Genomic DNA, 22,669 nt, shown 5'->3' with positions numbered 1-22,669 from the left:
AAAAGATGGCACAAACAGATGCTTACAAGGCAGCAGGCGTAGATGTCGAGGCTGGTTATGAATCTGTCAAGTTAATGAAAGCAGACGTTCAAAGAACGTTTAACCAATATGTTTTATCTCATTTAGGAGGCTTCGGCGGTTTGATCGAGCTGCCCGAGGGCTATAAGAAGCCCGTCCTGGTTTCCGGTACCGACGGCGTCGGCACCAAGCTGATGATTGCCTTCATGATGGATAAGCATGATACCATCGGTATTGACGCGGTGGCCATGTGTGTGAATGATATTTTATGCCAGGGGGCAAAACCTTTGTTTTTCCTGGATTACATTGCCTGCGGCAAAAATTATCCGGAAAAAATCGCGCAGATTGTAAGCGGTGTGGCTGAGGGCTGTGTCCAGGGCGGCATGGCGTTAATCGGCGGCGAGACCGCTGAAATGCCGGATATGTACAGCCTGGATGATTATGACCTGGCCGGCTTTGCCGTCGGCGTTGTCGAAAAGGATGAAATCATCACAGGACAGAGCATCGCGGAAGGGGACGTTCTGGTCGGCCTGCCGTCCTCCGGCGTTCACAGCAATGGCTTTTCACTGGTGCGCAAGCTGCTCTTTAAGGACCTGAAGATGGATGTCCATACGAAGGTTGACGAGCTGGGCGGCACCCTGGGTGAAGCGCTGCTCACCCCGACCCGTATCTATGTCAAGGCCGTTGAGGATCTGCTTGCACCTTACGGCGTTAAAGGCATGAGCCACGTTACCGGCGGCGGCTTCTACGAAAACATTCCGAGAATGATTCCGGAGGGCCTGTGTGCCAAGGTGGACACCGCTGCCATCGATACCCTGCCAATCTTCAAGTTTATTCAGGAATCGGGCAATATCACAGATGAAGCCATGTACTCTACCTTTAACATGGGGATCGGACTTGTTTCCGCATTGCCGGCGGATCAGGCGGACGGCTTTGTGCAGGCCTTGAAGGATAAGGGTGAAAAGCCTGTGGTTCTTGGCGAAGTGGTCAGGGGCGACGAAAAGATTATATTATGACAAAAATAGGCGTACTGGTGAGCGGCGGAGGGACAAACCTCCAGGCCGTCATGGACAGGGTTCATCACAGCTCAGGCGAAATTGTGGTTGTCATTGCCAACAACGCCGACGCCTATGGTCTGACGAGAGCGCAGAACAGCGGAATACCAACCGCTGTGGTGCTGGAGTCGGATTTTGAGGATTATGACGCTTTCAATGCCGAGATTATCCGGATCTTAAAGGATAAAAGTGTTGAACTGGTCGTGCTGGCAGGCTACATGAAGATCATTACCCCGGCCTTTGTGGAAGCCTACCCCAATAAGATTATCAACATTCACCCAGCCCTGATCCCCTCTTTCTGCGGTGAGGGATATTATGGAATGCACGTGCATGAGGCGGTCATTGACTACGGTGTTAAGGTTACGGGTGCGACGGTTCATTTTGTTAATGAGGAGGCGGACGCAGGCCCGATCATCGCGCAGAAAACCGTTGAGGTTGCGGACGATGACACACCGGAATCCATTCAGAAAAAGGTGCTTGAAATTGAGCATACACTGCTGCCCTGGGTGGTAGAGCAGTACTGTCTGGGCCATATAACCGTGGAGGGCAGAAAAACAAAGATAACCAGCAAACAATAGGGTTTGCTGTGGCTTAAATAAAATGATCAAAAATTGGAGGAGAAACTATGAGAGCTTTAATCAGTGTATCAGACAAAACGGGTATTGTTGAATTCGCACAGAAGCTGGCCGGTATGGGCTGGGAAATTTTGTCCACCGGCGGGACTGCAAAAGCCCTGCGTGAAGCAGGTGTGGATGTTATCGGCGTTTCCGATGTAACAGGCTTTCCAGAATGCCTGGACGGTCGCGTCAAGACCCTGCATCCCAAGATTCACGGCGGCATCTTAAATATCCGTGACAATGAAGACCATCAGAAACAGATCAAGGAGCTGGGCATTACCCCCATCGACCTGCTGGTCATCAACCTTTATCCTTTCAAAAACACCATTTTGAAGGAAGGCGTTGCCTTTGAGGACTGCATTGAAAACATTGATATCGGCGGACCAACCATGCTGCGCTCAGCTGCCAAAAACTTTAACGACGTTACCGTTGTAGTAGACCCGGAAGATTATGACGTTGTATTAAACGAGCTGGAAAAGGACGGCGCCACCAGCTATGATACCCGCTACCGTCTCGCATTAAAGGTCTTTGAAACCACAGCGGCCTATGATACCATGATCTCAGATTTCCTCAGAAAACGTGTTGACGGAGAAGTATTAAAGGATACCGTCACCATGACCTATGAAAAAGTACAGGATCTCCGCTACGGTGAAAACCCGCACCAGAAGGCTGCATTCTACAAGGAAATCGGTGTGACCAGAGGCGCTCTGACAGCTGCCGAACAGCTTCAGGGTAAGGAATTATCCTACAATAATATCAACGATACCAACGGTGCCCTTGAAATCCTGAAGGAATACACAGACGAACCGACCATCGTTGCGGTTAAGCATGCCAATCCCTGCGGCGTAGCAAGCGCTGAAACCATTTCAGAAGCCTACAAAAAGGCCTATGAAGCGGACCCAACCTCTATCTTTGGCGGAATCATTGCGTCAAACCGTGAGATTGATGCAGATACGGCCAAACAGATGGTTGAAATCTTTCTGGAGGTCATTGTAGCGCCAGGCTATACCGATGAAGCGCTGGAAGTGCTGGGCACCAAGGAAAACCTCCGCGTGCTCAAGCTGGATGATATTCTATACAGCGAGCCGGGCTATGAAACCAAAAAAGTGCTCGGCGGCCTGTTAATCCAGGAACGCGACACCAAGGACTATGAAAAGCTGGAAGTGGTCACTGACCGTAAGCCCACCGACAAGGAAATGGAAGACCTGCTCTTTGCCTGGAAGGCCGTTAAGAATACTAAATCCAATGCCATCACCCTGGCCAAGGATAAATGTATGGTCGCCAACGGACCAGGACAGGTTAACCGGATCTGGCCGCTGGAAAACTGTATCGAACACGGCGGAGAAAAGGTAAAGGGCGCGGTGCTGGCATCAGACGCTTTCTTCCCGTTTGACGACTGCGCTACCGCAGCCGCCAAGGCAGGCATCACAGCCATTATCCAGCCGGGCGGCGCAGGACGCGACGCAGACTCCATCAAGGTCTGCAATGAAAATGGCATTGCCATGGTCTTTACAGGCATGCGCCACTTTAAACACAGCTAAGCTCAGAGGAGAAACGACATGAAAGTATTAGTAATCGGCTCGGGCGGACGTGAGCATGTGCTCACCTGGAAAATTGCCCAGAGCCCAAAGGTAGATAAAATTTACTGTGCCCCCGGAAATGGCGGCATGGCCAAAATCGCCGAATGTGTTGACCTTTCGGTGGAAGACATTGACGGCTGCGTAAAATTTGCGAGGGAAAAAGGGATTGACCTGACCGTTGTGGGCCCCGAAGTGCCGCTGGTGATGGGAATGACCGACGCCTTTGAGAAAGAGGGCATGCGGGTGTTTGGCCCCAATGCAAAATGTGCGGAGTTTGAAGGCAGTAAGGCCTTCACCAAGGATTTTCTCCTGCGTCACAACATTCCGACAGCCGCCTACAAGGAGTATACCGATCTCGATGAGGTCATGAAGGATATCGGTGTTTACGGATTTCCGATGGTTATCAAGGCCGATGGACTGGCAGCCGGCAAAGGGGTGTTGATCGTAGAAAACGAGCAGGAAGCCAAAGACGGCATTAACATGATCATGGCTGACCATGAATTCGGTGATGCTGGCGACAAGGTTGTCGTTGAAGAATTTCTGACTGGCCGCGAAGCCTCCATGCTGTGCTTTGTCGATGGCAATGTCATTGTGCCCATGGAAAGCGCCCAGGATTATAAGCGCGCCTACGATCACGATGAAGGCCTGAACACAGGCGGTATGGGTACCTATTCTCCTAACGTTTTGTTTGATAATGAGGTGTTAAACAAGCGCATTGAGGAAACCATCCTGACGCCGATTATTGAGGGTTTTAAGGCAGATGGTATGGACTTTAAGGGGATTCTTTTCATTGGCTTGATGATCGAAAATGATATGCCCAAGGTTCTGGAATTCAATGTCCGCTTTGGCGACCCGGAAGCTCAGAGTGTGCTCATGCGCATGGACAGTGATCTGGTAGACATCATGGAAGCCTGTATTGATGGAAAGCTTGCAGACTGTGACATTAAGTGGAAGGATGAAGCCGCAGTGACGGTAGTTCTTGCCTCCGGCGGATACCCGGGACCTTACAAAAAGGGGCTTGAAATCACCGGAATCGAGGATGTGGAAGGCTGTGAAGTATTTCACGCCGGAACAGCGCTCAAGGATGGCAAGCTGGTAACATCCGGTGGACGCGTCCTCTGTGTTTCCGCCCTGGGTGAAGACCGTGAGGCAGCGAGAGCCAAGGTTTACAGCCAGATGGACAAAATCAAATTTGACGGCGCACGCTACCGGACCGATATTGCAAAAATGGATTGATAACAGTATAATAAAGGCACGCAATGGTATTTTGCGTGCCTTTTTTTGAATAATCTGGAGGAAAGTGTCGTGTGGAGTAAATTAAAAAAGAATATTGCACTTGGGATATTTATCGCTGTTTTGGGCGCAGTGGTTGGAGCGGTTGTATGGTTTCTGCTGTGGCTGATGAATCTGGGCATTGACTTTTTCTGGACATGGCTGCCCGGAAAGTTTAATATCCCAATCTATAATCTGGTGATCTGCGGTGTCGGCGGGCTGCTTGTGGGGCTTTTGCAGACAAAGTTCGGTCCCTGTCCCAGTGAGCTCAGTGAAGACATGGCGGCCATCAAACAGGGCAAACGCCTGCCCTACGATAATCTGCCGGTCATCGCGGTCTGTGCGCTGGTACCTCTCATTTTTGGCGGCAGCCTCGGACCCGAAGCCGGACTGACCGGTGTGATCGCCGGTCTGTGTTTTTGGCTGGCTGACCGCTTTAAGTATGCCTATGAGGAAGTGGAAGACCTGGCGCAGGTCGGGATCGCTGCCACACTGGGGGTTATCTTTCACGCGCCACTCTTTGGTTTTGTAAATCAGGTTGAGGACGAAAAGGGCGGGCAGGCCATCCCTAAAAATTCAAAGATTCTATTGTATTTTATCGCAATCTTTGCCGGCTTCGGTATTTATATTCTGCTTTCAGGATTGTTTGGCGGCGGTATGGGGCTTGGCCGTTTTGGGCACATCACCGTCGGGCGCAATGAGCTTCTGGCAATGCTGCCCCTTGCCCTTGTGGGTGCACTCTGCGGTATTCTGTATTTTTATTTTGCCAAGGGTGTCAAGGTGATAACCGCTCCTCTTGAAAAACACAAGGTACTTCTGGGAATCATCGGCGGTTTGGTTTTAGGCGGTGTTGGAATGCTGCTGCCCTTTACCATGTTTGCAGGCGAGCACCAGATGGGCGAAATGATGGAAATCTGGCAGACCCTGCCCATAGGGCTGCTGTTTTTAACAGGGATTGTCAAGCTTTTGATGATTAATATCTGTATCGGCACTGGCTGGCGTGGTGGGAATATTTTCCCCATTATCTTCTCTGCGGTCTGCATCGGCTATGGCTTTGCCGCTGTTTTTCCAATGGTCGACGCGACCTTCTGCGTGGCTGTGGTAACTGCAGCAGTGGCTGGCGCCATTATGCGCAAGCCCATTGCGGTTGTCATGCTGCTGATCATCTGCTTTCCAGTGGATGCCATTATCCCCATGTGCGTGGGCGCCATCATTGCGGCGTCCATTCCCCTGCCTAAGCTATTTAGACAGATGGCTGACGCTCAGGGAGAATAAAAGAACACATAAAAAACACTCCGCTTTTGCAGAAAAGGGAGTGTTTTTTAGTGGTTCGTATTATTCGCTTCTTTTACGTTTGATCAGGGCGATCACACCGATGAGGATCCCGCCGCCAGCAAACAAGCCGATGATAGAAGGAATCATCCAGGCTGGAACGTCTCCGTTCATCAGGGCAGCCTGACGGATACTGGTATCCGGGTTGGTGCCTGTGACAGTGGCGGCCAGCTTCTTAATCACATTGCCGTCTCCGCTGCCACCGTCATTGTAGGTCTGGGTGGTGCCAGCGCCTTCGTTTGAATCCAGTGCTTTCACTTCGATTTCGCAGGTTGCAGTTTTACCATTGGCTGTTGTTGCGGTAACGGATGCGGTACCCTCTTTGATGGCCGTAACCTTGCCGTTTTCATCAACTGTTACGATGCTTGGGTCACTGGAGCTCCAGGTAACATCGGCATTGGTGGCATTTGCAGGCTTGACAGTTGCTTTTAAAGTGGTGGTGGCATCCGGCTGAATTTTCAGATAGTCATTGGACAGCTTGACATCAGTTGCTGCTACCGGGGTTTTGACAGCTGCGTAGTAGCTGAAATGCGGTGCTTCAAAGGATACGGTTTTGCTGTCTTTGTCTGCTACAGCATTGTCAACGACATTTATTTCATCCTTACTGTCATCAAAATGAACGATTTTGATATCGCCATTGTCCTTGTATTTTTCATTCAGATCAAGTTCAACGGAAACAGTTCCGCCTTCTGGCTGTTTTTCTTGGTTTGTAGTCCTGTCAACGGCTTTAATATCGAGAATTTCCAGAATCTCGGCTTCTGGATCCAGTTTGTTTTTCACAGCCTGATCCGCTTTATTTTTAACTTCATCGCTGACAGATGAAACCTTTAACTCGGCATCTGGCAGAACCTTACTGTCTGCGGAGACCTTTACCTGTGTTCCGTCCACATCCGCGGTTGTCTCGACTTTTTCAGGCTGAGGCGTGGGTTCAGGAGTCGGCTGGACGGTTGGCTCAGGAGTTGGCTGAGCAGTTGGTTCGGGAGTTGGCTGAACGGTTGGTTCAGGAGTTGGCTGAGGTGTAGGTTCAGGAGTTGGCACTGCAGTTGGCTGAGGTGTGGGTTCAGGAGTTGGTTCTGGAGTTGGTTCTGGAGTCGGCTGAGGGGTTGGCTGAGGATCTGCATTGTCTAACAGGTAAATATAACCCAAGAAATTGCCGCCCATGCTGTTGGCATTGTCATAGTCCATATAAAAATCACGATAGCTCCAGCCAGAGTTGGAGGTGACAACCTCATTGCCGTTGACTTCCTCGACAACAGCGACATGACCGCACCAGCCATTGGTTAATGAGCCGTCCCACACCGCAATGGCACCTACAGCAGGCTCTGACCCGTAGGCAAAACCACCGCGTCCTTCGTCATAAAGCTCTTTATTATCAGACCAGAAATATTTTGCGTTGCTTCGGAAACTGCCCCATCCATTTGGATTGCTGTTTACCTGGTTATTTGGAAGCGGATAACCCAGAATTTCGTAGGCGCGGCCCCAGGCGTAGTAGGTACAGTTACCTCCTGTTAAAGGATTTAACTCAAACGGATTTCCACTGGACCGGCTGTAAGGATAAGAATAGTAGTCCGGTTTTTCAGTCCTTGGTGAGAATTCCGCAGCCTTTACGGTCGGTGCAAACTGCAGCGAATAGGCAAACAATAGGCAGACGCATAAAAGCGAAGGAACAAATTTGTGAATAAACTTCTTCATGCTGTGATTCTCCTTCTAAAATGATTTTGTTAAACATAATACTGTAAAATGATGAAGATCAGTTAACTGTTTGTAGAAAATATTATACCGTATTTCATACCATATTTCCTTAAAATGTAACGAATTCTTAAAGGAGAAAATCCAATTGTAACAGAATTGCAAACAAAAAATATAGTCATTGCTTTTTAAGTTTTCAATAAGAGGCGTTGATTAAAACAAAAGTTAATTTCAAAAGTTGAATGCCTAATATTCCTGGGAACGGAGGATTTTATTGTGATAAACGACAAAGCCGCACAGGGCGGTCAGAATACCAGTGGCAATAATGATCAGCCGCACATCGATCATATCGGCTAAAGGGCCAAAAACGGTCATGCCAATCGGAAATGCTGTGGCTGCCATAATCTGGACAAGGCTGAAAACACGGCCCTGCATGGCTTCTTCCACCCGTTCCTGAAGCAGGACAGTGATGGGCGCGGTGATAAAGGGAACAGTTAGGCCCACAAAGAGCATAAAGCCTAAAAAGACAAGAAAAAATGGTGAGAAGCCCAGCCCAATGCAGAAGACACCGCACAGGGTGCTGAAAACCATGATGGTGGTTACACGGCTTTTAAAACCACCCCAGGCAGCAATGATGAGCCCGCCGATCATGGCCCCGACACTGTAAATGATTTCGTTGGCTGTCAGATACCATACCTCCTCGCCAAAGGTTCTGGCAATGAGGAGAGGCGTCAAAAAAGCGGTAGGAGTGACTAAGAACATGAGCAACGCATAAAAAATCAGCAGTACTTTGATAAAGGGATGCCGGTAAGCATAGAGAATACCGGTTTTTAAATCGGATATGGTGCCTGTGTTCTTGGCAGACTGGGCTCGTTCGTGAGGTGGAATTTTCAAAAAGGAAAGCAGTGAAATGCCAATGATGGCAGTGACAACGTCAATGAAGAAGGTTGACTCGACAGACACAGTGGCCAAAAGGGCGCCGCTGACTGCTGGCGCCACAATCATGGTCATGTTCTGGAGGCTCCCATTAAAGCCAGTGACACGCATAAGCATACTTTTGGGTGTAATCTGCGGAATGAGCGCATTGACAGTGGGGGTCTGGATTCCAGTACCCACTGAGCGGACAGCCGATACCAAAAAAATAATCCACAGCTCCCGGTAACCCATGAAAAAACTGAAAGCCAGACCCAGTGTGGACAGGGCAACCAGAGCATCGGCGCAGATAATCAGGTTTTTCCGGTTATAGCGGTCTGCCCACACACCGGCAAAGAGGGAAATCAGTACCTGTGGAATAAAGGTGACGAGTGTGGAAATGGTCAGCATGATCCCTGAGGTGGTGGTCAGGGTGACGTACCAGATAATGGCATACTGAGTAAGGGAGGATCCGAGCAGGGAAATGGTCTGGCTGGTTAAAAAGAGGATGATCCGTTTTTTCCAAGCTTTGTCGCGGGTACTGGTTTGTTGGTTCATTACTTCCTCCTTTGGGCTTCTGCCCTTTAATTTAAGGTGATGAAATCCTGAATGACCGGATTATCCGATGCTTTAAAATCTTCAACACTGCCGTGAAAGAGGAGGCTGCCGGAATCGATAAAGCTCAGAGTGTCACAGATACGGTAAGCCTGGCTTGGGTTATGGGTAATGATGATAACAGTCAGCCCGGCCTCACGGTTTCTTTTGATCAGCGCAGCCTCAATAATTTTCAGGCTCTGAGGGTCGATGTTGGCGGTGGGCTCGTCTAAGAGCAGTGTATCCGGTGAAAAGGATAAGGCCCTGGCCAGAGCTGTTTTCTGTGATTCGCCGCCGGAAAGCTTTTTCGCGTTTTGTTTTGCAAGCTCTTCGATTTTAAATTCCCGCAGCAGTCCCTCAACGATGGGGGCTGCCGATGCTTTGGCATATTTGCGTATTTTTAGGGGATAGGCGATATTGTCATAGACAGACATGGCAAAAAGATAGGGTGTATGGCTGGCATAGGTCAGCTTTTTCAGCACGGCTTCATCACCAGTGCGGCCATTATAGGTGATGGCGCCGCTGGTGGGCGTGAGAAGCCCGGCAACAGATTTCATCAGGGTGGTTTTCCCTGATCCGTTTGGGCCTAAAATTCCGTGGATTTTTCCGGATTCAAGGCACAGGCTGTCCAGTGACAAGACTGTTTTTCCATGATAAATTTTCGTGAGTTTTTCAATCGCGATTTGCATAAGGGTCTCCTACCATATATTTGTAAAGGATCGAATTGGTCACAAAGGAGATGACCAGCAGAATAATACCCATGGCGATGGAAACCGCGTATTCGCCCATGTTATTGTTCATGGCAATGAAGGTGGTCATGACCCGCGTGTAGTTTTTAATGTTGCCCCCCACGATCATCACAGCGCCAACCTCAGATACAGCCCGTCCAAAGCCGGTGACCAGTGCGATCATGATGCTGGCCTTAAGCTCCCGGATCAGCAGGAAGAGAATATCCCGGCCGCCGGCCCCAAGGGTTTTTCCCATGGTCACCACAACCTGGCCGTTGACGGTGGTGTCGTTAAACACAATGCCCATGATAATCGGGGTGACGAGGATCACCTGGGCGATGATCATGGCAGTGGGCGTGTACATAAGCTTTAGATGCCCCAACGGACCGGATCGGGCCAGCACCAGTGAGGTGAACAGGCCGATGATGACCGGCGGAAAAGACATAAAGGTGTAAAGCAGCCGGGATACGATCCGCTTTCCCCTGAATTCCTTGATGCCAAGCAGGATGCCCAGGGGCACGCCGAGAACTGTGGAATAAATGGTGGAGGAGAAGGATACGTATAAAGAAAGCCCGACAATCTGGTAGATTTCCGGATCTCCGGAAATCAGCAGATGGAAAGCCTCAATGAAGCCGTTGATAATATAATCCATAAGAAACCTCGTCAGTCTGTCAATTCAAAATCAGCGCCCGAAGAACGGACGCTGATAAATTCTGGATTCAGTTAATGCTTATTTGCTGGCGTTTGGCACAAAGGTCGCTTCGCCGTTAATCTTGTAGTTTGAGATTTCCTGCTGTACGGCGTCGCTTAAAATCCATTCCTGGAATTTTTTTGCGCCGTCAGTGTTCAGCTCAGCGCTGACCTTGTCAGGATTGACGACGATAACGCCATACTGGTTATACAGGTTATCGTCCTTTTCGACAACAACCTCAAGATCCAGATTATCTTTCATGTTTAACCAGGTAGCGCGGTCAGACAGGGTGTAGGCTAATTTTTCATTGGCCATTTTCAGGGTGTCGCCCATGCCGGAACCGGATTCGATGTACCAGGGCTGTCCTGCCGGGGTAACGCCTGCCTTTTCCCACAGGCCCAGTTCTTTGGTGTGCGTACCGGATTTGTCGCCTCTGGATACAAATTCAGACTGGGTTTCAGCAATGGTCTGGAAAGCTTTTACCGCATCGTTTGGAGCGACTTCCTTCAGTTTGGCCGGGTCATCCTTGCTGCCCAGAACGATGAAGTCATTGTACATAACGTCAAAACGTTCAAGGCCGTAACCGTCTTTCACAAACTGTTCTTCCTGTGATTTGGCGTGAACCAGAAGAATATCCGCTTCACCGTTTTTGCCCATCTCAATGGCTTTACCGGTGCCAACTGCCACAACCTTTACGGCAATGCCGGTTTCTTCTTCAAACTTGGGCAGAAGCACATCCAGCAGACCGCTGTCCTGTGTGCTGGTGGTGGTGGCCATAATAATTTCACCGTTGGAGCCTGGCTCCAGCTTTTCGGTTTTAGCAGTATTGCTGCTGCATCCTGCCAGGCCGATAACCATGGTCATAGTCAGCAGTGCTGCTAAGACCAGCGTCAATTTCTTTTTCATTTCTCTTCCTCCTTGATAATGAAAATTAAATATATAAAAGAATAATCTTCTATACCATTGTAATTTGTGAGGAGGAAATAAACGCAGTGCGCACGTTTATCATCTATCCTTCTCACAATGGAAAGCACAGCCGTTTCCCGCCGCACTCTATCGATTTTGAATCCATGGTTTGACTTTAGGATAAAAAATTCGGATAGATAAATCTATAAAACGATTTCGATATGACTATTTTAACAGAAAATGGCGGAAAATTCAAGCGGCAGTACTAATTGACAAGGGCTGTCAGGCGTGCTAGGATTAATCTGTTGGAAAAACAAAGGGATTAGAACAATATTGAGGAGTAAAAAATGAAGGAAATACATATTTGTATTGGCAGCGCCTGCCATGTCAAAGGTTCCTACCAGGTGGTGCAGCGCTTTAAGGAACTGGTGGCTGAACGGGGACTCGAGAATGAAGTAGAGCTGATGGGGACTTTCTGCCTGGACGCCTGCAGCGATGGGGTAGCAGTTAAGGTTGATGAGCATATTTATACGGTTAAGCCAGAGGGCGTTGACCAGCTGTTTGATCAGATAATGGAGGGAAACAATGGGTGTCATTAATTTCACGAAAGCAAGCTGCCGGAATTGCTACAAATGTATCCGATACTGCCCGGTAAAGGCCATTAAGCTGATGGATAACCAGGCCCAGATCGTTGAAGACCTGTGCATTGGCTGCGGCAACTGTTTTCGGATTTGTCCGCAAAATGCCAAATATGTGGCCAGCGATGTGGCCAGCATTAAGCAGTGGCTGGAGGAGGGACCCGTGGTTCTGAGCCTTGCGCCGTCCTTTCCCGCCGGATTTAATACAGATGACCCGCTGCAGGTACTAAGCGGCCTCCGGGCTCTGGGATTCACAGTGATTGAGGAGACTGCGATTGGGGCAGAGCAGGTCTCAAAATACTATGCCAAGGATTACTGGGGGACAAAACGCCATGTGATCACGACCTCCTGCCCGACGGTTAACATGATGATCGAAAAATACTATCCCGATGTGGTGGAATACCTGAGCGAGGTGGTTTCCCCCATGACTGCCCACGGCATGATGCTGAAGGAAAAATACCCCAATGCCAAAATTGTGTTTGCGGGGCCCTGCATCTCTAAAAAAATGGAGGCCGTTGATTCGGCTAACCCGATTATTGACGGGGTGCTGACCTTTGATGAGCTGGATGTGTGGTTTAAGGAAGAAGGCATTGAGGTGTGCGATATGCCTGCAGGCAGCTTTGACGCGGCAGGCTGTAATGTCGCGCGGTTTTATCCGCTGGCCGGCGGTGTAGAAAAGACCAGCATACCAGGCGTGCAGGGCGTCCGGCGGGTCATAAAAATTGACGGCCTCAAAAACTGCCGTGATTTTCTGGATGATATCAGTAAGCTGGAGGGCCAGTACTGGATTGAGATGAACGCCTGTGTCGAGGGCTGTATCAACGGCCCAGGCAATACCCACAGCCCTCTGGTCAAGTATGAGCGGATCGAGCGCGTGACGGATTACATTAATAATAATGCCCGGAAAGACCCGGAAACGCCTGAACAGGTGCCGGATTTTGGTCGCGGCTTTTCATCTGAAAAGAAGAATCTCTTTGCGGGTGTGCCGGAGGAAGCCATTGAAGAAATCCTGCGGCAGACAGGTAAGTTTACCCCCAAGGATGAGCTGAACTGCGGTACCTGCGGCTATGACAGCTGCCGTGAAAAGGCCGCGGCTGTTTACTGCGGCATGGCGGAGCTGGATATGTGCCTGCCCTTTATGCGCAACCGCAATGAGGCCATTTCCAATTTGATCATCGCGTCGACGCCAAACGCCATCGCGGTACTGGACAAGGATTTCAGGATCGTCGATTTTAACGGGGCGGCCGAAAAGCTGTTTAAAACCGCTAAAACCGATGTGCTGCATAAAAATTTTGTAGAAGTTTTTGACTATAACCCATTTAAAAAACTGGACAATGTCGAGGGCAATTATTACAGCGGACGGGGACTTTATGCCCGCGGCAATATCCATTTTATGGAAATTCTGACCTACATACCAGGACAGAAGATGTATATGGGAATATTTGTGGACATCTCCAGAGAAATCAAAAAGGAACGGGCATATCAGAAGATGCAGGAGGAAACCCTGGACATGGCCCAGAAGGTTATCGACAAGCAGATGCGTGTCGCCCATGAAATCGCAGAGCTGCTGGGTGAGACCACTGCCGAGACCAAGGTCACGCTGACCCGGCTGCAAAAGGTTGTAGGAACAAGAGAGGAAGAGGAATAATGGCTTTTTTTGTCGATATTGCCCATGACAGCATCAACAAGCACCATCAGGAGCTGTGCGGCGATAATGTGGAAATCCGCATCAATGATGAGAGCGTGATCGTTGTCCTGGCCGACGGGCTTGGAAGCGGCGTGAAGGCCAATATCCTGGCGACCATGACCTCCACCATTGCGGCGACCATGCTGGAGGATAAGATGTCGCTCAAGGATGTGGTGGAGACGCTGGAGGCCACCCTGCCGGTCTGTCAGGTTCGCAAGCTGGCTTACTCGACCTTTACCATCGTCCAGGTTTACTGGAAGACCCGGAGACTTTATATCGTCGAGTTTGACAACCCACCCATTGTCTACATCCGGGATGGGGAAATTTTAGAGCTTGAGCGCCATCCTATCGAGTTTCAGGGCAAACAGATCTATGAAACCACCATGAAAATTGAGGAGAACGATGTTCTCGGTTTTTTCAGTGACGGTGTAATCCACGCCGGGGTCGGGACGCTGCTCAATTTTGGCTGGCAGTGGGAGGACGCGGCAGACTATCTGCTGGCACGTACCTATGATGAAAAGATGATTACGTCAAAGGATATCTCCATGCGGATGATTGAGACCTGTAATGATTTGTATGGCGGCGAGCCCGGCGACGACACAACGGTTGTGGTGATGAAGGCCGAGGAACACCAGTATGTGACGCTGTTTTCAGGTCCGCCTCTGGATCGTACAAAGGATCAGATGATCAAAGAAATTCTGGACGAGGCCAAGGGAACAAAGGTGGTGTGCGGAGGCACCGCCAGCAATATTGTATCCCGGGAGTACGACGAGAAAATTGACATTGATCTTGAGACCATGTCGGAACGGGTGCCGCCGGTCGGCCGGATGAAGTCCATCGATCTCGTGACCGAAGGGGTACTGACCATTCAGGAAACCGTCAATATCATTGAAGATTACATCTACAAGCGCCGGGGCCATGAGGTTTTTGAAGGAAACAACGGCGCGTCCATTCTGGCAGACCTGCTGGTGAATCACTGCACCCATCTCGATCTGATTCTGGGCAACTCCATCAATCCAGCCCACCAGAACCCGGATTTTCCCGATGCGCTCAGCTCTAAGTGGAAGATCACTCAGCGGCTTATTAACCTGCTTAAGGAGCTCAACAAATCCATCAATATTGTGTATGTATAAACTGCCGGCCTGCGGGCCGGCTTGTTTAAGTTGTACTTAAGCGGTAAAATATAAACTTCTAACATGGCATTGATTCTTGACACTAAATTCAAAAAAGTATAAAATAGACTTTATAATGAGTGTCTAAAAAAACAATAATAACAAAATATTTACTTTAGGGAGGTGAATGTTATAGACATATTAACTATATGCTTAATCGTTGGTATAGTCATTGCCTTTGGCGTTGGGTATTTTATCCGCAAAAACGTTGCTGAGGGCAAGATAAATAGTGCTGAAGAAACAGCCAAGAAAATCGTAAACGATGCAGTTAAAGAGGGCGAAGCCCAAAAGAAGGAAATGCTGTTTAATGCCAAGGAGGAATCCTTAGCTTTAAAGGAAGCGATTGAAAGAGATAACCGCGAGAGACGCGCCGAGCTTCAGAAAACGGAAAACCGTTTGATCCAGAAGGAAGAGAACCTGGATAAAAAGGCAGCGAATCTCGAGCGCAATGAGGACAAGCTCGAAAGAAAGAACAAAGAGCTTGATAAGAAACAGGAAAAGCTGGACAGCCTCTACGAAGAACAGGTCAAAGAACTGGAACGTATCTCAGGCATGACCTTTGAAGAAGCAAAACAGATTTTACTGGATGATGTTGCCAAGGAAACCCGTGCCGAAGCGGCGGTAATGATCCGCCAGATCGAGGCTGAATCCAAAGCGACAGCAGACAAAAAGGCCAAGGAACTGATTGCGCAGTCCATTCAACGCTGTGCAGCAGACCATGTGGCAGAAAATACCATTACCGTGGTCAACCTGCCAAATGATGAAATGAAGGGCCGTATCATTGGCCGTGAAGGCCGCAACATTCGTACATTGGAAACCCTGACGGGCATCGACCTGATCATTGATGATACACCGGAAGCCGTTATTCTTTCCGGGTTTGATCCGATCCGGCGTGAAGTAGCCCGTTTGTCACTGGAAAAACTGATTATTGACGGACGAATCCATCCAGCAAGAATTGAAGAGATTGTTAAAAAATCTCAAAAAGAAATGGATGCTCAGATCAAGGAAGTTGGAGAACAGGCCTGTTTTGACACAGGTATCCACGGATTACATCCCGAAGTTGTCAAGCTGCTAGGACGTTTGAAATACCGTACCAGCTACGGACAGAACGTGCTCAAGCATTCCATTGAGGTTGCCCATCTGGCAGGCCTGATGGCCGCTGAGTTGGACGCCAACGTTAAAATTGCAAAACGCGCAGGCTTGCTGCACGATATCGGCAAAGCCATTGACCATGAGGTTGAAGGAAACCATGTCGAAATTGGTGTAAACCTGCTGAAGAAATACAAGGAAAATAAAAATGTGATCCACGCGGTAGAGGCCCATCACGGCGATGTGGAAGCCACAACCATTGAGGCTGTGCTTGTGCAGGCTGCTGACGCCATCTCAGCCGCAAGACCCGGTGCCAGGAGAGAAACACTTGTCTCCTACGTGCAAAGGCTGGAAGAACTGGAAAAAATCGCCACCTCCTTTGATGGTGTCGAAAAATCCTTTGCGATCCAGGCTGGGCGTGAAGTGCGCATAATGGTTAAACCAGACTCTGTCAACGACGACGACATGATGATGCTGTCCCGCGATATTGCCAAGAAGATTGAATCTGAAATGGAATACCCAGGAAATATCAAAGTCAACGTCATCCGCGAAACCAGAGCCGTCGAGTATGCTAAGTGACGCTGAGTCCAAATTTCAAAGAAATTTGGCAGCGAACAGGAGCGTGAGCGGGTGAGCGGTAACGAAGCTAACGCAGATGACGAAAAAATCATCCTGAAAGGATGGAAAGATTTTTGAGGAATCTGTGCTCCGATGTAGAGTCCAAATTTCAAAGAAATTTGGCAGCGAACAGGAGCGAGAGCGGGTGAGCGGTAACGAAGCTAACGCAGATGACGAAAAAATCATCCTGAAAGGATGGAAAGATTTTTGAGGAATCTGTGCTCCGATGTAGAGTCCAAATTTCAAAGAAATTTGGCAGCGAACAGGAGCGAGAGCGGGTGAGCGGTAACGAAGCTAACGCAGATGACGAAAAAGCCATCCTGAAAGGATGGAAAGGCTTTTGAGAAATCTGTGCTCCGAAAGGGAGTCCAAATTTCAAAGGAATCTGCGATCCGATTCAAAATTAAAAAAGGGGAGGGGCAAAGCCCCTTCCCTTTTATTTATTCATAAAAAGAAGACTGGAGTAACAATGAAAGTATTAATGATTGGCGATGTTGTCAGCCGGCCAGGGAGAACAGTGCTCAAGGAACAGCTGACTAGCCTGATTGAGGAATATCAGATTGATTTTACCATTGTCAATGGCGAGAACGCTTCCGGTGGAAACGGCATTACCGAAAAAAATGCCAGGGAGCTGTTTAACCTGCCCATTGATGTCATGACTATGGGCAATCATGTCTGGCAGCAAAAAGAAATGGTCCATTACATCGAGAAATTCCCCAGGATCATAAGACCCCTTAACTATCCGGAGCCCTGCCCGGGCAAGGGCTATGATTTTTTTGAGCACAATGGCAAAACCATCTGTGTGATGAACCTGTCCGGACAGATTTTTATGCCGGAGCTGGATTCACCCTTTAACCTGTTCAGCCGAGTGTGGCCGGAAATTGAGGGCAAATTTGATCTTTTGATCGTGGATTTCCACGCCGAGGCCACCTCTGAAAAGATTGCCTTTGGGTATTATCTGGACGGAAAGGCCTCCATTGTGGTGGGAACCCATACCCATGTGCAGACTGCAGATGAGCGGATTTTGCCCGGCGGCACCGCCTATATTACTGATTTGGGTATGACAGGCCCTTTAAATGGGGTTATTGGTGTGGAAAAGGATATTATTATCAATAATATGGTGACCAAACGGCCAGAGCGTTTTGTCATTGAAAAAGCGCGGCCATGGCAGATTAACGGGATTGTGGTTGAGACTGATGACTGCACAAACCAGCCGGTTAAAATCGAACGGCTTTACCGGATTTATGAGGAGTAGATCATGAGAACGAGAGTATCGGAAAAAGTAGAAAATTGTATAGATTCCCTGACATTGAGCCTGTCAGAAAAGGCGAAGGCCTTTCGTGAAGCTGGCGAAGCGGTTGTGAGCTTTGGAACAGGCGAGCCCGATTTCACCACGCCAGCTTACATTTGTGATGGCGCTAAGGCCGCCATCGATGCCGGTCATACAAAATATGATGCAGTGACCGGCGTAGCGGCGCTGCGCAGTGTCATTGCCAGAAAGCTGAAGGAGGATAACGGCCTGAGCTATGGCATGGATGAGATCATTGTTAACAGCGGTGCCAAAAGCAGTCTTTCTGTGGCCTTACAGACTATTTTGAACCCCGGGGATGAGGTTATTATTCCCAAGCCTTACTGGGTCAGCTATACGGAAATGGTTAAGCTGGCAGGCGGCGTGCCTGTAGTGGTGGATACAGACCCTGAAAATGCCTTTAAAATGACTGCAGAGCAGATGAAAGCAGCTATCACAGATAAAACTAAGGCTATGATGTTAAACACGCCTGTAAACCCCACAGGGGTATTATACAGCCGTGAGGAGCTGCAGGCTCTTGCGGCTGTGGCTGTGGAGGCAGATATTCTGGTGATATCCGATGAAATCTATGAAGAATTCGTCTATGATGGTAATAAAACGGTCAGCATTGCCTCTTTAGGAGAAGCAATCAAAAACAACACCATTTTGGTCAACGGGTTTTCAAAAACCTATGCCATGACTGGCTGGCGGCTGGGCTACGCCGCGGCGCCCGCAGACATAATCGCAGGTATGAAGCGGATTCAGGGCCATACGATTTCTCACCCGTCGACCATTACCCAGTACGCAGGTATCACGGCTCTTGAGGAAAAAGGTGAGGTGGTGGATGAGATCATCCGTATTTTTGACGAGCGCCGTAAGACTATGATGGCCCGTCTGGACAAAATCCCACAGCTCAGCTATATCTATCCCCAGAGTACTTTTTATATTTTTGTAGACATCAGCCGGGTTATCGAGGATAATAGATACGGAATTGGGTCCGGATATGAATTCTCACAGAGGCTTCTGAATGAGCAGAAGGTCGTTACCATACCGGGTGAGGCCTTTGGCGTCACAGAGCATATCCGTTTATCCTTTGCCACCTCGATGGAAGAAATCGAAGAAGGGTTCAACCGGATTGAGGCGTTTTTAGCATCGGCATGCACTGCATGACCGCATTAATAATAGATAGGAGAAAGAGAGTAAGAAGATGAAAGAATTTTACGAGAGTCCATTGATTGAGCGTTATGCGTCCAAGGAAGTCTGCCGGATTTTTTCTGCCGATAACAAGTTTTCAACCTGGCGTAAGCTGTGGGTTGCCCTGGCAGAAGCTGAACAGGAGCTGGGACTGCCCATCACCGACGAACAGATCGAGGAGCTGAAATCCAAGATTTATGATATTGACTATGAAACAGCCGCCAGGGAAGAAAAAATCCTGCGCCATGACGTCATGGCTCATGTGCACACCTATGGGGAACAGTGCCCCAAGGCTAAGGGGATTATCCATTTAGGCGCTACCAGTGCGTATGTAGGGGATAATACAGATATTATCACCTATACGGAGGGTCTGGTACACATCCGCAAGTGTCTGCTGAACCTCATCAATGCTCTCACTAAATTTGCGCTGGAATACAAGGATCTGCCCACTCTGGGCTTTACACATTTCCAGCCGGCTCAGCTCACCACTGTGGGTAAGCGTGCCAGCCTCTGGATTCAGGATTTGATGATTGATCTGGAGGATCTGGACCATCTCATCAGTATTGTCCGCCTGCGCGGGGCCAAAGGTACCACCGGCACCCAGGCCAGCTTTATGGATTTATTTGAAAATGATCAGGAAAAGGTAAAACAGATCGACAGGCTGGTCGCTGAAAAAATGGGCTTTAAGGCGACCTACGCTGTCACAGGACAGACCTATCCCCGTAAATTTGACAGCCAGGTTCTGGCAGTGCTCAGCGGTATTGCTCAGAGTCTGAGTAAGTTTGCCACAGACATCCGTTTACTTCAGCACCTGAAGGAAGTAGAGGAGCCCTTTGAGAAAACACAGATCGGCTCGTCAGCCATGGCCTATAAGAGAAACCCCATGCGTTCCGAGCGCATCTGCTCTCTGGCGCGCTACATTATTGTTGACTCTCTGAATCCAGCCATCACAGCAGCCACCCAGTGGTTTGAAAGAACTTTGGACGACTCTGCCAACAAACGTATTTCTGTGCCGGAAGCTTTCCTGGCAGCAGATTCTATTATTTCCATTGCGATCAATATCTCTGAAAACCTGGTGGTTTATCCAAAGGTTATCCATCAGCATATCATGAATGAGCTGCCCTTTATGGCGACTGAAAATATTATCATGGAAGGTGTGAAAAACGGCGGAGACCGTCAGGATCTCCATGAAAAAATCCGTGTGCTCTCCATGGAAGCGGGCGCGACGGTCAAGGTTGAAGGCAAACCCAATGACCTCATCGAACGCATTGTGGCGGACGGTACCTTTGGGATTAAAGAAGAAGACATCGAAAGCATTCTCGATCCTTCTTTATATATTGGCCGCGCGCCGCAGCAGGTGGTGGACTTTATTGAGGAGGAGGTACAGCCTGTACTGGATGCCAATAAGGACCTGCTGGATATGAAAGAAATTGACTTGAAGGTGTGAAAGCACACAGCAGAGCTGCCTGTAACGGCAGCTCTGTTTCACTAAATGGTACACCATGTAAAAAAAATAAAAAAAATCGAAAAAAGTACTTGCATTCCAGCATCGATATGGCTATAATATACGAGTACCTTAAATCTGAGGTCACACAAATGGGCCATTAGCTCAGTTGGCTAGAGCACCTGACTCTTAATCAGGGTGTCCAGGGTTCGAGTCCCTGATGGCCCACCATTTAAATTTAATACACGAACAACACCAGTCGCTTTTGCTATGCAAAAGCCATTTTTCTGTAGGGGTATAGCTCAGTTGGTAGAGCAGTGGTCTCCAAAACCACGTGCCGAGGGTTCAAATCCTTCTGCCCCTGCCAAATTTAATCATAAACTCTAAAATTGGCTTAAACAGCCGACTTTTAGAGTTTTTTTATATTCAGCTTTAGCGAAGAAAATTGACGTATCTGTTTTTTTATATTATAATAACGAACGGTTTGTAGCATTTTTTAAACAAGTTTTAAGGATGCTGCTTATCCATATACTCAAAATAAAAAAAGAGAGAGGACGAAGAAATGAAGAGTGTAAAAAAACTTTTTGCTCTGCTGCTTGTAGCCGTACTTGCCATCGGCGTTGCAGGCTGTGGAACCGGTGGAAGTTCTTCTGGGGGAACATCTTCAGACGGTAAGGTTCGTGTAGCAATGCAGGATCCTAATGTACCGATCGACCCACAGAAACAGACTAGTAGTTATTTAATGATGGTTGCTGATCAGATCACACAGCCATTAATCAGCCTGAAAAATGATGGTACATTAGCACCAGAATTGATCAAGGAAATGCCAAAAATCTCTGACGATGGTTTAACCTATTCTTTTGAATTGAAGGATAACGTTAAATTCCATAATGGAGAAACTGTGAAAACGTCTGACGTTAAATATTCCTTTGAACGTTTATTAACCGAAGGTGTTATGGGCTCTATGATCGACCAGATCGTGGGCGCACAGGCATTGATTGACAAAACAGCTACCTCCCTGGAAGGTTTTAAAATTATTGACGACCAGAAGTTTGATATTGTGCTGGAACAGCCTTTCAGCCCATTTACTTCTACTATTGCTACAGCTTACGTGGCCATTTATCCAGAACAGGCCTGTAAAGATGCTGGTGAAGATTGGGGTAGAACCGTGCTCTACGGTACCGGCCCATATAAAATGGACAGCTATGTTGCAGGACAGGGAATCGAATGCTCCAAATTTGAAGATTATCACGGCGAGCCAGCCAAAAATGCTGGTGTTTCTTTCAAATTTATGGAAGATGCCAACACACAGGTTATGGAATTCCAGAAGGGCAACATCGATATTGTTCAGTTAGATGCTACCTTATATCCACAGTATAAGGACAATGCAGACATCAAAGACAGCATTCACTCTTTCATGCCAATCGGGGAAATTTACTTAACACCCAGTGTTGAAATGATTCCTGAAGTTAAAGTAAGAGAAGCCTTAAGCTATGCGATCGACAGAGAAGCGATCTGCAAAGATTTATTAAACGGTACTGCTGTTCCAGCTAAGACCTTCCTTCCAGATGGCCTTATCGGATACAATGAATCAGCACCTGCATTTGAATACAACCCAGAAAAAGCAAAACAGTTATTGGCAGAAGCAGGATACCCGAATGGTTACACCATTGATGTGCCATTATCTTCAAAATATCCGTTCAAAACCAAAATTGCAACTGCTATTCAGGACCAGGCACGCGCAGCAGGCTTTACACTTAATTTAAGCGAAGTTGACGGCGCTGCTTACAACGATATGGATTTAGGTGGACAGATTCCGCTGGGCGTCAGCAACTGGTATGTTGACTACATTGATCCGGATGGAATGATTTATCAGCGTTTTGCACCGATCGTTACAATGACACATTCAAGTAAATATCAGAATCCTGAATTTGACGCTCTGTTGAATGAAGGTCGTCAGATTACCGATGAATCAAAACGTCAGGAAATCTATTCTAAAGCTGATCAGATGATTACACGTCAGGATTACGCTGCTATTCCGATTTGTCATGAAACCAAATATTATCTGATGAACTCTGCAGTTAAGAACTTTGAAGTTACGGATATGTTCCGTTTCCATTTTGAAACAGCAGAATTATCCTAAGT

18 protein-coding genes, 2 tRNA genes and 1 riboswitch are annotated in these 22,669 nt (G+C 48.3%); of the genes, 15 read left to right on the top strand and 5 right to left on the bottom strand.

Annotated features, from left to right (window positions below; translation table 11 throughout):
- Positions 1-5: 5 nt before the first annotated feature.
- From purM to CPZ25_RS08160, 5 genes are all read left to right on the top strand, one after another.
- Complete coding sequence (gene purM / locus CPZ25_RS08180) at positions 6-1,034, top strand: phosphoribosylformylglycinamidine cyclo-ligase (RefSeq protein WP_096920383.1); 1,029 nt, start codon at positions 6-8, stop codon at positions 1,032-1,034.
- On the top strand, positions 1,031-1,651 hold the full coding sequence (purN, locus tag CPZ25_RS08175; RefSeq protein WP_096920384.1) for a phosphoribosylglycinamide formyltransferase: 621 nt from the start codon (positions 1,031-1,033) through the stop codon (positions 1,649-1,651). The genes purM and purN overlap by 4 nt, the downstream gene beginning before the upstream one ends.
- Positions 1,652-1,698: 47 nt before the next feature.
- Positions 1,699-3,231: a bifunctional phosphoribosylaminoimidazolecarboxamide formyltransferase/IMP cyclohydrolase gene (gene purH / locus CPZ25_RS08170; protein WP_096920385.1), complete on the top strand. Its 1,533-nt coding sequence runs from the start codon at positions 1,699-1,701 to the stop codon at positions 3,229-3,231.
- Between the two features lie 18 nt (positions 3,232-3,249).
- Positions 3,250-4,506, top strand: coding sequence for a phosphoribosylamine--glycine ligase (gene purD, locus CPZ25_RS08165; RefSeq protein ID WP_096920386.1), 1,257 nt, complete (start codon positions 3,250-3,252; stop codon positions 4,504-4,506).
- A 69-nt stretch (positions 4,507-4,575) separates the two neighbouring features.
- Positions 4,576-5,817 (top strand): chloride channel protein, encoded by a 1,242-nt coding sequence (locus CPZ25_RS08160; RefSeq protein WP_243129365.1) that lies wholly within the window; start codon positions 4,576-4,578, stop codon positions 5,815-5,817.
- 60 nt (positions 5,818-5,877) lie between these two features.
- On the opposite strand, the gene CPZ25_RS20420 is transcribed toward CPZ25_RS08160, so the two are convergent.
- The 5 genes from CPZ25_RS20420 to CPZ25_RS08135 all read right to left on the bottom strand — a co-directional run bounded on the left by CPZ25_RS20420 (position 5,878) and on the right by CPZ25_RS08135 (position 11,394).
- Positions 5,878-7,566, bottom strand: coding sequence for an Ig-like domain-containing protein (locus CPZ25_RS20420; protein ID WP_096920388.1), 1,689 nt, complete (start codon positions 7,564-7,566; stop codon positions 5,878-5,880).
- Between the two features lie 243 nt (positions 7,567-7,809).
- Positions 7,810-9,033 carry an MFS transporter gene (locus CPZ25_RS08150; protein ID WP_058693736.1) on the bottom strand — a complete coding sequence of 408 codons (1,224 nt, stop codon included), beginning with the start codon at positions 9,031-9,033 and terminating at the stop codon, positions 7,810-7,812.
- A 26-nt stretch (positions 9,034-9,059) separates the two neighbouring features.
- Positions 9,060-9,758, bottom strand: a complete 699-nt coding sequence (locus CPZ25_RS08145; protein WP_058693737.1) for an ABC transporter ATP-binding protein — start codon at positions 9,756-9,758, stop codon at positions 9,060-9,062.
- Positions 9,742-10,449: an ABC transporter permease gene (locus CPZ25_RS08140; RefSeq protein ID WP_013379519.1), complete on the bottom strand. Its 708-nt coding sequence runs from the start codon at positions 10,447-10,449 to the stop codon at positions 9,742-9,744. The genes CPZ25_RS08145 and CPZ25_RS08140 overlap by 17 nt, the downstream gene beginning before the upstream one ends.
- Positions 10,450-10,527: 78 nt before the next feature.
- Positions 10,528-11,394: an ABC transporter substrate-binding protein gene (locus CPZ25_RS08135; RefSeq protein WP_096920389.1), complete on the bottom strand. Its 867-nt coding sequence runs from the start codon at positions 11,392-11,394 to the stop codon at positions 10,528-10,530.
- Between the two features lie 89 nt (positions 11,395-11,483).
- Positions 11,484-11,601, bottom strand: a riboswitch (molybdenum cofactor riboswitch).
- Between the two features lie 140 nt (positions 11,602-11,741).
- Here CPZ25_RS08135 and CPZ25_RS08130 point away from each other — a divergent pair.
- The 10 genes from CPZ25_RS08130 to CPZ25_RS08085 all read left to right on the top strand — a co-directional run bounded on the left by CPZ25_RS08130 (position 11,742) and on the right by CPZ25_RS08085 (position 22,667).
- Positions 11,742-11,993, top strand: coding sequence for a (2Fe-2S) ferredoxin domain-containing protein (locus tag CPZ25_RS08130; protein WP_058693739.1), 252 nt, complete (start codon positions 11,742-11,744; stop codon positions 11,991-11,993).
- Positions 11,980-13,680 (top strand): [Fe-Fe] hydrogenase large subunit C-terminal domain-containing protein, encoded by a 1,701-nt coding sequence (locus tag CPZ25_RS08125; RefSeq protein ID WP_096920390.1) that lies wholly within the window; start codon positions 11,980-11,982, stop codon positions 13,678-13,680. Before CPZ25_RS08130 ends, CPZ25_RS08125 begins: the two co-directional genes overlap by 14 nt.
- On the top strand, positions 13,680-14,852 hold the full coding sequence (locus CPZ25_RS08120) for a PP2C family protein-serine/threonine phosphatase (protein ID WP_058693741.1): 1,173 nt from the start codon (positions 13,680-13,682) through the stop codon (positions 14,850-14,852). The genes CPZ25_RS08125 and CPZ25_RS08120 overlap by 1 nt, the downstream gene beginning before the upstream one ends.
- Before the next feature lie 162 nt (positions 14,853-15,014).
- Entirely contained in the window at positions 15,015-16,559 is a 1,545-nt protein-coding gene (gene rny, locus CPZ25_RS08115) for a ribonuclease Y (protein WP_096920391.1), read from the top strand.
- A 508-nt stretch (positions 16,560-17,067) separates the two neighbouring features.
- A complete protein-coding gene (locus CPZ25_RS08110) occupies positions 17,068-17,853 on the top strand; it encodes a TIGR00282 family metallophosphoesterase (RefSeq protein WP_096920392.1) in 786 nt (261 codons plus the stop codon).
- Between the two features lie 3 nt (positions 17,854-17,856).
- Positions 17,857-19,056 (top strand): pyridoxal phosphate-dependent aminotransferase, encoded by a 1,200-nt coding sequence (locus tag CPZ25_RS08105; protein ID WP_096920393.1) that lies wholly within the window; start codon positions 17,857-17,859, stop codon positions 19,054-19,056.
- A 37-nt stretch (positions 19,057-19,093) separates the two neighbouring features.
- Positions 19,094-20,527 carry an adenylosuccinate lyase gene (gene purB / locus CPZ25_RS08100; protein WP_058693744.1) on the top strand — a complete coding sequence of 478 codons (1,434 nt, stop codon included), beginning with the start codon at positions 19,094-19,096 and terminating at the stop codon, positions 20,525-20,527.
- Between the two features lie 151 nt (positions 20,528-20,678).
- A tRNA-Lys gene (locus CPZ25_RS08095) sits at positions 20,679-20,755 on the top strand.
- Positions 20,756-20,815: 60 nt separating this feature from the next.
- Positions 20,816-20,891: transfer RNA gene (locus CPZ25_RS08090), tRNA-Trp, on the top strand.
- 195 nt (positions 20,892-21,086) lie between these two features.
- The gene (locus CPZ25_RS08085) at positions 21,087-22,667 is read left to right on the top strand and encodes an ABC transporter substrate-binding protein (RefSeq protein WP_074618346.1); all 1,581 of its coding nucleotides are present in this window, start codon (positions 21,087-21,089) and stop codon (positions 22,665-22,667) included.
- Positions 22,668-22,669: the final 2 nt, after the last annotated feature.

Source organism: Eubacterium maltosivorans, from assembly GCF_002441855.2.
GTDB lineage: Bacteria > Bacillota > Clostridia > Eubacteriales > Eubacteriaceae > Eubacterium > Eubacterium maltosivorans.
The sequence above is the reverse complement of the archived record's forward strand: the minus strand, read 5'-3'. Positions and strand labels throughout refer to the sequence as shown.

Excerpts from the sequence above, each read along its gene's own strand:
- CPZ25_RS08120 (WP_058693741.1), top strand. The coding sequence starts at position 13,680 with ATGGCTTTTTTTGTCGATATTGCCCATGACAGCATCAACAAGCACCAT.
- purN (WP_096920384.1), top strand. The coding sequence starts at position 1,031 with ATGACAAAAATAGGCGTACTGGTGAGCGGCGGAGGGACAAACCTCCAG.
- purD (WP_096920386.1), top strand. The coding sequence starts at position 3,250 with ATGAAAGTATTAGTAATCGGCTCGGGCGGACGTGAGCATGTGCTCACC.
- CPZ25_RS08140 (WP_013379519.1), bottom strand. The coding sequence starts at position 10,449 with ATGGATTATATTATCAACGGCTTCATTGAGGCTTTCCATCTGCTGATT.
- CPZ25_RS20420 (WP_096920388.1), bottom strand. The coding sequence starts at position 7,566 with ATGAAGAAGTTTATTCACAAATTTGTTCCTTCGCTTTTATGCGTCTGC.
- CPZ25_RS08135 (WP_096920389.1), bottom strand. The coding sequence starts at position 11,394 with ATGAAAAAGAAATTGACGCTGGTCTTAGCAGCACTGCTGACTATGACC.
- CPZ25_RS08105 (WP_096920393.1), top strand. The coding sequence starts at position 17,857 with ATGAGAACGAGAGTATCGGAAAAAGTAGAAAATTGTATAGATTCCCTG.
- CPZ25_RS08130 (WP_058693739.1), top strand. The coding sequence starts at position 11,742 with ATGAAGGAAATACATATTTGTATTGGCAGCGCCTGCCATGTCAAAGGT.
- purM (WP_096920383.1), top strand. The coding sequence starts at position 6 with ATGGCACAAACAGATGCTTACAAGGCAGCAGGCGTAGATGTCGAGGCT.
- CPZ25_RS08110 (WP_096920392.1), top strand. The coding sequence starts at position 17,068 with ATGAAAGTATTAATGATTGGCGATGTTGTCAGCCGGCCAGGGAGAACA.
- purH (WP_096920385.1), top strand. The coding sequence starts at position 1,699 with ATGAGAGCTTTAATCAGTGTATCAGACAAAACGGGTATTGTTGAATTC.
- CPZ25_RS08150 (WP_058693736.1), bottom strand. The coding sequence starts at position 9,033 with ATGAACCAACAAACCAGTACCCGCGACAAAGCTTGGAAAAAACGGATC.
- CPZ25_RS08145 (WP_058693737.1), bottom strand. The coding sequence starts at position 9,758 with ATGCAAATCGCGATTGAAAAACTCACGAAAATTTATCATGGAAAAACA.
- CPZ25_RS08125 (WP_096920390.1), top strand. The coding sequence starts at position 11,980 with ATGGGTGTCATTAATTTCACGAAAGCAAGCTGCCGGAATTGCTACAAA.
- CPZ25_RS08085 (WP_074618346.1), top strand. The coding sequence starts at position 21,087 with ATGAAGAGTGTAAAAAAACTTTTTGCTCTGCTGCTTGTAGCCGTACTT.
- purB (WP_058693744.1), top strand. The coding sequence starts at position 19,094 with ATGAAAGAATTTTACGAGAGTCCATTGATTGAGCGTTATGCGTCCAAG.